Source organism: Caballeronia sp. LZ029, from assembly GCF_031451275.1.
GTDB lineage: Bacteria > Pseudomonadota > Gammaproteobacteria > Burkholderiales > Burkholderiaceae > Caballeronia > Caballeronia jiangsuensis.
The window spans coordinates 1-1,104 of record NZ_JARUXO010000141.1; the positions used below are offsets into that span (position 1 = coordinate 1).

Below are 1,104 nucleotides of genomic sequence, written 5' to 3' on the forward strand. Positions count from 1 at the left end.
GGCGGCCTCAAATGTGAAGTGCAACACCTGTTTCGTATAAGGTGTTGCGATGCACGAAACAACTCAGTATCAACAGCTTCAACCCGAAGAGCGCCTGACCATTGCAAGCCTGCATTTGCAGGGTTCGAGTATCCGGGCCATGGCCCGGATACTCGGCCGCTCGCCAGCCACCGTCAGCCGTGAACTGAGGCGAAATGGTTCTCCCGCTGGCTACGCATCCGTACCTGCAGAAGCGCTCAGCGCCGCGCGTCGCAGTGCGGGTCGTCGTCCCACAAAGCTCTCCCCGCAGAGTGTGTGCTGGCGCATCGTTCTTACCCTGCTTGAGTGGAAATGGTCACCTCAGCAGATATCGGGCACACTCAAGCGCATGTATCCGACCGACCCGACCCAGCACGTGTCCCACGAAACTATCTATACGGCCATCTACGCCCAGCCGCGCGGCGAACTGCGCCGTCAGCTCATCGCCTGCCTGCGCCACGGCCACAGCACGCGCATGCCGCGCACACGGGGTACAGACCGACGCGGGCAGATTCCCGACATGGTCAGCATTCATGTGCGGCCGCCTGAAATCGAGGACCGACTGCTTCCCGGACATTGGGAGGGCGACTTCATCAAGGGCGCCAACAATGCGTCTTCAGTCGGAGTGCTGGTGGAACGGACCAGCCGCCTAGTGCTGCTGGCAAAGATGGAAGATGCCACGGCTGCTTCCGCGCTGGCAGGCTTCTCTACCAAACTCAATTCGATTGCCGAGCCATTACGGCAGAGCTTCACCTACGACCAAGGCAAGGAAATGTCGCGACATGCAGAGCTCAGCGCCGCCACAGGTGTGAAGGTGTACTTCTGCGACCCGCACAGCCCATGGCAACGCGGAACTTGTGAAAACACCAACGGACTGCTGCGCCAGTATCTGCCCAAAGGCACCGACCTTTCGGTCTACAGTCAGGACGAACTTGACGCCATTGCCGACAGTCTGAACAGCAGGCCTCGCGCCACTCACGCCTTTCATTCGCCACTCGAGGTCTTCGCCGCCACACTCGCTTCCGCAGCTCAACCTCATGGCTCTAAACATTAAATCCGCTGTTGCGCTTCAATCTTGAAACCGCC

At 59.7% G+C, this 1,104-nt stretch carries 1 protein-coding gene; it reads left to right on the plus strand.

Translation table 11 applies throughout. The annotated features are described in order from the left end of the window. Positions 1 to 49: 49 nt before the first annotated feature. Positions 50 to 1,072 carry an IS30 family transposase gene (locus tag QCE73_RS39355; protein ID WP_034473306.1) on the plus strand — a complete coding sequence of 341 codons (1,023 nt, stop codon included), beginning with the start codon at positions 50 to 52 and terminating at the stop codon, positions 1,070 to 1,072. The last annotated feature ends 32 nt before the right edge of the window (positions 1,073 to 1,104 follow it).